Raw genomic sequence first — 7,490 nt, forward strand, 5'->3', positions numbered from 1 at the left:
TTCAGAAAAAATCACAGCACTTCGGCCACCGTAAAGGTACTCCCGCCAACAAAGACAAGATCGCCCTGCTGAGCAGCTCTTAGTGCGGCTTCATAGGCGTTCAGCACTGAGGGAAATGCCTTGCCAACGAGTCCATAACCAACAGCAGCATCCCTGAGTGCCGAAGCCGAAAGTCCCCTTGCGATTTGCGGGCGCGCAAAATAATAGGTGGCGGTTTTGGGAAACAGTGGCAACATGGTCGACAGGTCCTTGTCCTCAACGAATCCCAGTACCATATGCAATTTCCCGTAATCTTCCTTACCAAGTTGCTGCACGATCTGCATTATCCCTTCCCGGTTATGGCCTATATCACAAATTGCTCTTGGAGCATCCTCCTGTAGCAATTGCCAACGTCCCAATAAACCTGTATTTCGGACCACATTGTTTAATCCTTTGCGAATTTCGCTATCCGTAACCGGAAATCCGGATAGTACGTTGAGTACTTGCAGGACTCCATTTATATTCCGTTGCTGATAATTCCCCAATAAATCAGTGGTATACTTGCTTTTTACAAACTGATCAGCATAGAACAAAGGTGCCCCCTTATTTGCAGCTATTGAAGTGAATACTGAATGAGTTTCGGGTTGTCTTTCACTCACCACCACAGGAATTCCGGATTTGATTATACCTGCTTTTTCAGCAGCAATCTCTGGCAGGGTGGTCCCTAAAAAGTTGGTGTGGTCCAGCCCGATATTTGTAATCAGGCATACTTCCGGGGTGATGATATTGGTAGAATCCAGTCGGCCCCCAAGCCCAACTTCAATAATGGCGATATCTACCTTCTTTCTTGCAAAATAGTCAAAGGCCATACCCACCGTCATTTCAAAAAAGGATAGTTTATGGGTATTGAGGTATTCGTAATGTCTTTTTACAAAGCCCATCACGAATTGCTTGCTGGTCATTTCCCCGTTAATCCTTATCCGTTCCCTGAAATCCTTCAAATGTGGGGACGTATACAGGCCTACCTTGTACCCGGCCTCCTGCAAAATAGAGGCCAGCATGTGGCTGCAGGACCCTTTCCCGTTGGTGCCGGCAACGTGAATACTTTTAAATTTCAGATGTGGATCCCCCAGGTAGGCCGATAAACTGATAATGCCATCGAGTTTGGCATTATACGCCTTCGGCCCCTTGCGCTGGTACATCGGCAGCTGGGCGAACATCCAGCCTAGGGTTTCTTGATAGGTCACTCTCCCAATTTGAAATTGACCACAACAAAACCGATCTGCTGACTGGGGGCCTTGGAATCAGAATTCCATTGGTGAAGGAAAGCCGTTTTACGGGCGGGCTCCAGCAAACAAGGGTGGTTATTGGTTGTTCCTTTAACACCCGCCTGGGCATCAATTACCTTACCATTGCGATCCACCACTATTCGCACCACTACACGCCCCTCTTCGTTGCATTCCTGCTGCACCTTTCCACGGCTTGCCAGGGATCTGCCGCTAAGTCCATATCCCCCTGTCCCACTCCCGGAACCCGGGCTTCCATAATAGGTATTGGCATAAGGGTCCCCCTCAGGCTGCCCTTTGTCCCCAATACCCTGGTCGTCCCCTTCGGCCTCTTCATTTGCGCCCTCAGCATTGTTCAGGCCGCCCATCAGATCATCCAGTTGTTTCTTTTTGGCCTCTCTTTCCAGCCTGGCCTTTTCTTCGGCCGCCTTTCTCTCCCTTTCCAAGCGTTCGGCTTCTGCTTTGGCCTTGCGCGCGGCTTCTTCTGCTTTTCGCTTTTCTGCTTCCTGCTTTTTGATCTTTATGGCTTCTTCGCTTTCCCTGGTAAGTAGTTTTTCACTCTCTGTCTCGGTAGTCGTTTCCTGTTTTTCTTCTTCAATGGGTTCGGCATCCTGTGCTTCTTCAACCTGCTGTTCCTGCACCTCTTCTTCCTCTACAGGTTGGGGTTCCGCCTGCGGGCGGGGTGGCGCAGGGCCCCGGCCATAGTCCACGTAGCCAAAATTCACGGTGATACCGTTTTCAATGGGCGGATCCATATAGGTAAGGCCGATGTAAAAAAGCAATAACAGCAACAGGCTTAGCAGGATAGTAGTAAGCCAGAAGGATTTCTTTTTGTGTCTCGTATCCAGAAACGCCATTAGTTGGGGCGCACTGCCAGGATCACCTTGTAATTGTTGCGGTTGGCGATATCCATCACATTAACCGCTTCTTTTATGGCGACACTTTCTTCCGCCCTCAGAATTATGGTGGGCTTGTCCTGACCTTTGAGTGCCTTTTTTAATTCAATTTCAATGTATTCTCCGTTGATCCTTTCGCTATTCACGTAATACTCCAGGTTCTTGTTGATGGTCACCGATACGTTCTGCGTATTGGTGGATTTCCCCTTCGCTTTGGGAAGTAATAGATCCAATGCATTGGGCGCGTTGGCCGTTAGCATGAAAAAGATGAGCAGCAGGAACACGATATCGGTCATCGAAGACATGCTAAACTGCGGGTTGATCTTATTCCGTCCTTTAAGTTTCATCAGCAGCGATTATACAGGTTCGTTCAACAGATCCAGGAACTCTACTGCGTTGGCTTCCATTTTATGAACAACCTTGTCTGTACGGTTCACCAGGTGGTTGTAGCCCATGTAGGCGATGATACCCACCACCAATCCGGCTACCGTTGTGGTCATAGCAGTGTAAATTCCCGAAGCCAGGGCTCCCATCTCCGCCTGTCCACCGCTACTGGCCATTTGATGAAATGCAATGATCATCCCTATAACGGTACCAAGGAACCCGATCATCGGGGCTGCCCCTGCTATGGTAGCCAGGATATTTACATTTTTCTCCAGTTTATATACCTCCAGCGTTCCTGCATTTTCGATAGCCGTGTTGATATCATCCAGGGGTTTCCCAATGCGGGAAATACCTTTTTCCGTGAGTCGGGCCACTGGAGAATTGGTTTGTGCACACAGGATTTTAGCGGCTTCCAGCTTCCCGTTCAATACATGATCGCGGATCTGGTTCATAAAATTCTTATCAATACCTGAGGCCGCTTTGATCGCCAACAGACGCTCAAAGTAGATATACATGGCTACGGCCAACATCGCGAATAAAAGTGAAATAATCAGGATGCTCCCTGTGCCCCCGCTTACTATCAGATCAATTACCGAAAGTGTTTTTTCTTCAGAAATCACTTCCCCTGCTTGTGTCTCATCCACAAGGTCCTGGAATAGAATCATAAATTTTTTTCATTAACATTTGTGCCCCTATAACGGCAGTTTAGGGATAAAATTATGCGTATAAGACAAAATCACGCAACAAAATAAATACTATTGCTCCGGCAACAAAACCTGCCAAAGCCAGGAAGGATATTTTGCGCAGGTACCAGAAGAAATCGATCTTCTCCATTCCCATGGCGACAACCCCAGCTGCAGAACCAATGATCAGCATACTTCCTCCGGTCCCGGCGGAGTAGGCAATAAAGTGCCAGAGCGGATTGTCCATAGGTTGTGAGAACATTCCCATACTTGCTGCCACAAGGGGTACGTTATCAATTACGGCTGATCCCACTCCGAGTAACATTACCACGATATCGGTCCTTGGGATGGCCTGGTTAAGGCTTTCCGCATAGTGGAACAGATACCCCAGTGATTCCAGGGCAGCCACTGCCAAAAGAATCCCCAGGAAAAACAGGATGCTGGGTAGTTCGATCTTCGACAAGGATTTGTGTACCGGACTATGGTGGGAGGCCGCATCACTTTCCCCATCCACGGTAGTAATACTGATCTTGGCATTACTGTAGATCTCAGCAAAGGCGGCTACTACAGCCAGTGAGAGCATCATCCCAACGTAAGGTGGTAAATGGGTAATGGTTTTGAAAAAAGGCACAAAGACAATGGATCCCAAACCTAGGTACAGCATTGTGGGCCCAAACTTGGATTTCGGTTTTTCAATGTCCCCGATCTCGGTCTGGATGTCTCCCTTAAATGCCTTGAAATTTTGTGCGATAAATGTAGGGACTACCGTGCAAACTATAGAGGGTAGAAGTACATTAACTACCAGCTGCGAAGCAGAAACCTTGTTGGCAATCCAAAGCATTGTGGTGGTTACATCTCCAATAGGTGACCAGGCTCCTCCGGCATTTGCATTGATGATAATCAACCCGGCAAACCACAGGCGTGTTTCACGGTCTTTAATGACCTTTTGCAGGATAGTGACCAACACAATCGTTGCGGTTAGGTTATCAATAATGGCCGATAGGATAAACGCCAAAATGGAAAAAAGCCAAAGAAGTTTCTTCTTGCTCTTAGTTTTGATATACCCCTTGATCGTAGCAAAACCATCAAAGTAATCGATGATTTCCACAATAGTCATGGCGCCAAGCAGGAAGACCAGTATTTCAGCCGTTTTCCCCAAATGATGCAATAGTATTTCATCCAGATGTGAGGGTTCCAACTCCTTTAATTCGGCGTTCACTTCAAAGACCGGCATATGAGCCAGGGCGATAATTGCCCATAAAATAGCCATCATGGCCAATGCGGGTATCAGTTTATCTACCCTTAGGTTGTGTTCCAGCGTTATCGCGAGGTACCCTACTAAGAAAACAATGATAATAATGGTTTCCATATTGGTTAGTTTAGTTTTATATGAGTTGCTTTAAGGCGATTTCAAAAGCGGTTTTACTCAGCCCTTTTTTTGATGCATTTTGCTTAAAGATATTCAAAATTGCTTTTCTAATGGTATCGGAGGTATCATTAAATATATTTTCATCTTCCATGGATACACGGCGCTCCATAAAGTAGGCAAAAACCCTTGCCATACCTGAATTGGAGATAAAGTCCGGAATGAGGCTGATGCGTTCATCTGTGTATTCCATGATGGGCCCGAAGAAGATTTCTTTATCCGCAAAGGGCACATTGGCTCCACAGGAGATAACCTCAAGGCCGGTATCGATCATACGTGATATTTGATCCTGAGTAATAAGCCGGGAAGCAGCACAAGGGGCAAAGACTTCGGTGGGCAGGTTCCAGATCCGCTCATTCATTTCATCAAAGGGAATGAGGATATCCGCGTCTGCTATCAGCAGGGTATTGCCTTTCTTATGAAGGAAAAAGTGCTTGATCTCCTCAAAACTAAAGCCTTCTTCCTTAATGACACCACCTACCCGGTCAATGATCCCTACAATCCTGGCACCCATCTGGGCCAGATAAAAGGCCGCTGCGGCGCCTACATTACCAAAGCCCTGAACCACGGCTTTCTTTCCTATCACGGTACCGCCATAAATATCGTAATAGTGCCTTACGGCCTCTGCGACACCAAAACCGGTAATCATATCGGCCACGGTATACTTCTTACTGATATCGGGAGAGTAAAATTCGTTCTCGATCACTTTTTTGACCCCCAGCCGCAATTGTCCGATTCGGTTGATCTTATCCGCTTCTGTAGGCTTGAAATGACCGTTAAACACCCCTTCCTGAGGGTGCCATACCCCTGCTTCCTCCGTGATGGGGATCACTTCATGGATCTCGTCAACATTAAGGTCCCCGCCTGTTCCGTAATAACTTTTTAAAAGAGGCGATACTGCCCGGTACCAACGCTCCAGCACCCCTTTTTTTCTCGGATCATGGGGGTTGAAATTGATCCCCGATTTTGCGCCTCCAATAGGCGGTCCGGAGATGGTAAACTTAACTTCCATGGTTTTGGCCAGGGAAAGTACTTCATTCATATCCAGGCCTTCACGCATCCGGGTACCCCCACCTGCCGCTCCGCCGCGCAGGGAGTTGATTACCGTCCAGCCTTCGGCCTCTGTTTCCGGGTCTTTCCAGTTGAAGACGATTTCCGGGGGTTTGTTTTCGTATTTTTTTAAAAGTTCCTTCATGATTATATCCTGTACTTGATTAAGACAAACAATGTATTATCAGGCCTAAACCCATTTAGGCCACTCCCACTAAAATAAGCCCCGCAGGGCTAGTGTTGTCTCATAAGTACAGGCTTATCGTGCTGAAAATAGCATTACAGACAAATATAAAAAATTGGCCTTGTTTTGAAAGTCCAACGCCAGCAATAATCTGTACTACTAAAAATTAGCGGTTTAGGACTTTAAAATATTCTCAAATTACCCTAGTTATCATTGAATATTATCTAATCAGAGCTTATCTTTGTAGTGGTTTTTTATCAAATTCTTATAAATGGATTTTTCATTAACTGAGGAGCATCTCATGATACAGCAGGCTGCCCGTGATTTTGCGCAGCAGGAATTATTACCCGGAGTTATAGAAAGGGACGAAGCACAAATCTTTCCTGCCGAGGCCGTCAAAAAAATGTCGGAACTAGGTTTTATGGGCATGATGGTAGACCCAAAATACGGGGGCAGTGGATTAGACACCCTTTCCTATGTCATTGCGATGGAAGAGTTGTCCAAAGTGGATGCCTCTGCCTCAGTTGTTGTATCGGTAAACAATTCCCTCGTTTGCTGGGGACTTGAAACTTACGGGACCGAAGAACAAAAACAAAAGTACCTCACGCGCCTGGCTACGGGTGAACTCCTGGGTGCTTTCTGCCTTTCTGAACCGGAGGCAGGTAGTGACGCCACCTCTCAGAAAACCACGGCAATAGACAAAGGCGACCATTATATCCTGAACGGCACCAAAAACTGGATCACCAACGGGAATTCGGCAGACGTTTATCTGGTCATTGCACAAACGCATGTTGAGAAAGGCCATAAGGGGATCAATGCCCTTATCGTTGAAAAAGGAGCGCCGGGCTTTGAAATTGGCCCTAAGGAAAACAAGCTGGGCATTCGCGGAAGTGATACCCACTCCCTGATTTTCAATGACGTGAAAGTTCCCAAGGAAAATCGAATTGGAGAAGACGGCTTCGGCTTTAAATTCGCCATGAAGACACTGGCTGGAGGCCGGATCGGTATTGCAGCACAGGCCCTTGGAATTGCTGCAGGAGCCTATGAACTCTCCCTGAAATATTCCAATGAGCGCAAAGCCTTTGGGAAAGAAATCAGTAAACACCAGGCCATCGCATTTAAACTGGCCGATATGCATACACAGATAGCAGCGGCACGTCACCTTGTGTACAAATCTGCATGGGACAAAGACAATGACAAGAACTACGACCTCAGTGGGGCAATGGCCAAACTCTACGCCTCAGAAGTTGCCATGGCGGCCACAGTGGAGGCCGTACAAATACATGGAGGTAATGGGTACGTTAAAGAGTATCACGTGGAACGCTTGATGCGGGATGCCAAAATCACGCAAATCTATGAAGGCACCTCGGAGATCCAAAAGATCGTCATTTCACGAAGTATCCTCAGGGATTAATAACCTCTGATTTCTGTTTCTGAGCTAATCGGAGGGTTTAACCCTTTCAATTTGTCCGGTTCATTATAAACTACCCGTAGCAAAAGAAGGGGTCCAATGGTTTTCATTGTATTATTTTCCTTGTTTACCCCTCTAAGGAGTAATCGTTGCCTGACAACCGGCACTCAAATTGAGGATACCGCAATTTC

7 protein-coding genes are annotated in these 7,490 nt (G+C 46.9%); 1 reads left to right on the plus strand and 6 read right to left on the minus strand.

All coding sequences use genetic code 11. The annotated features are described in order from the left end of the window. Positions 1 to 11: 11 nt before the first annotated feature. From AC4E7D_RS09190 to AC4E7D_RS09215, 6 genes are read right to left on the minus strand one after another with little or no spacing between them, the layout of a single operon-like run. The gene (locus AC4E7D_RS09190; RefSeq protein WP_490173506.1) at positions 12 to 1,226 is read right to left on the minus strand and encodes a bifunctional folylpolyglutamate synthase/dihydrofolate synthase; all 1,215 of its coding nucleotides are present in this window, start codon (positions 1,224 to 1,226) and stop codon (positions 12 to 14) included. Continuing rightward, complete coding sequence (locus AC4E7D_RS09195) at positions 1,223 to 2,122, minus strand: energy transducer TonB (RefSeq protein ID WP_490173507.1); 900 nt, start codon at positions 2,120 to 2,122, stop codon at positions 1,223 to 1,225. The genes AC4E7D_RS09190 and AC4E7D_RS09195 overlap by 4 nt, the downstream gene beginning before the upstream one ends. Further along, positions 2,122 to 2,508, minus strand: a complete 387-nt coding sequence (locus tag AC4E7D_RS09200) for an ExbD/TolR family protein (protein ID WP_490173508.1) — start codon at positions 2,506 to 2,508, stop codon at positions 2,122 to 2,124. Before AC4E7D_RS09200 ends, AC4E7D_RS09195 begins: the two co-directional genes overlap by 1 nt. A gap of 9 nt (positions 2,509 to 2,517) precedes the next feature. Further along, positions 2,518 to 3,210, minus strand: a complete 693-nt coding sequence (locus tag AC4E7D_RS09205; protein WP_490173509.1) for a MotA/TolQ/ExbB proton channel family protein — start codon at positions 3,208 to 3,210, stop codon at positions 2,518 to 2,520. 52 nt (positions 3,211 to 3,262) lie between these two features. Then, positions 3,263 to 4,597 (minus strand): sodium:proton antiporter NhaD, encoded by a 1,335-nt coding sequence (gene nhaD / locus AC4E7D_RS09210; protein WP_490173510.1) that lies wholly within the window; start codon positions 4,595 to 4,597, stop codon positions 3,263 to 3,265. A gap of 16 nt (positions 4,598 to 4,613) precedes the next feature. Beyond that, positions 4,614 to 5,849 carry a Glu/Leu/Phe/Val dehydrogenase dimerization domain-containing protein gene (locus tag AC4E7D_RS09215; protein ID WP_490173511.1) on the minus strand — a complete coding sequence of 412 codons (1,236 nt, stop codon included), beginning with the start codon at positions 5,847 to 5,849 and terminating at the stop codon, positions 4,614 to 4,616. A 310-nt stretch (positions 5,850 to 6,159) separates the two neighbouring features. On the opposite strand from AC4E7D_RS09215, the gene AC4E7D_RS09220 reads away from it, so the two are divergent. Then, positions 6,160 to 7,302 (plus strand): acyl-CoA dehydrogenase family protein, encoded by a 1,143-nt coding sequence (locus tag AC4E7D_RS09220; protein ID WP_490173512.1) that lies wholly within the window; start codon positions 6,160 to 6,162, stop codon positions 7,300 to 7,302. The last annotated feature ends 188 nt before the right edge of the window (positions 7,303 to 7,490 follow it).

The sequence above is a fragment of the Lentiprolixibacter sp. genome (assembly GCF_982873095.1).

Coding starts and splice junctions, on each gene's coding strand:
- AC4E7D_RS09200 (WP_490173508.1), bottom strand. CDS start 2,508: ATGAAACTTAAAGGACGGAATAAGATCAACCCGCAGTTTAGCATGTCT.
- AC4E7D_RS09215 (WP_490173511.1), bottom strand. CDS start 5,849: ATGAAGGAACTTTTAAAAAAATACGAAAACAAACCCCCGGAAATCGTC.
- nhaD (WP_490173510.1), bottom strand. CDS start 4,597: ATGGAAACCATTATTATCATTGTTTTCTTAGTAGGGTACCTCGCGATA.
- AC4E7D_RS09205 (WP_490173509.1), bottom strand. CDS start 3,210: ATGATTCTATTCCAGGACCTTGTGGATGAGACACAAGCAGGGGAAGTG.
- AC4E7D_RS09195 (WP_490173507.1), bottom strand. CDS start 2,122: ATGGCGTTTCTGGATACGAGACACAAAAAGAAATCCTTCTGGCTTACT.
- AC4E7D_RS09220 (WP_490173512.1), top strand. CDS start 6,160: ATGGATTTTTCATTAACTGAGGAGCATCTCATGATACAGCAGGCTGCC.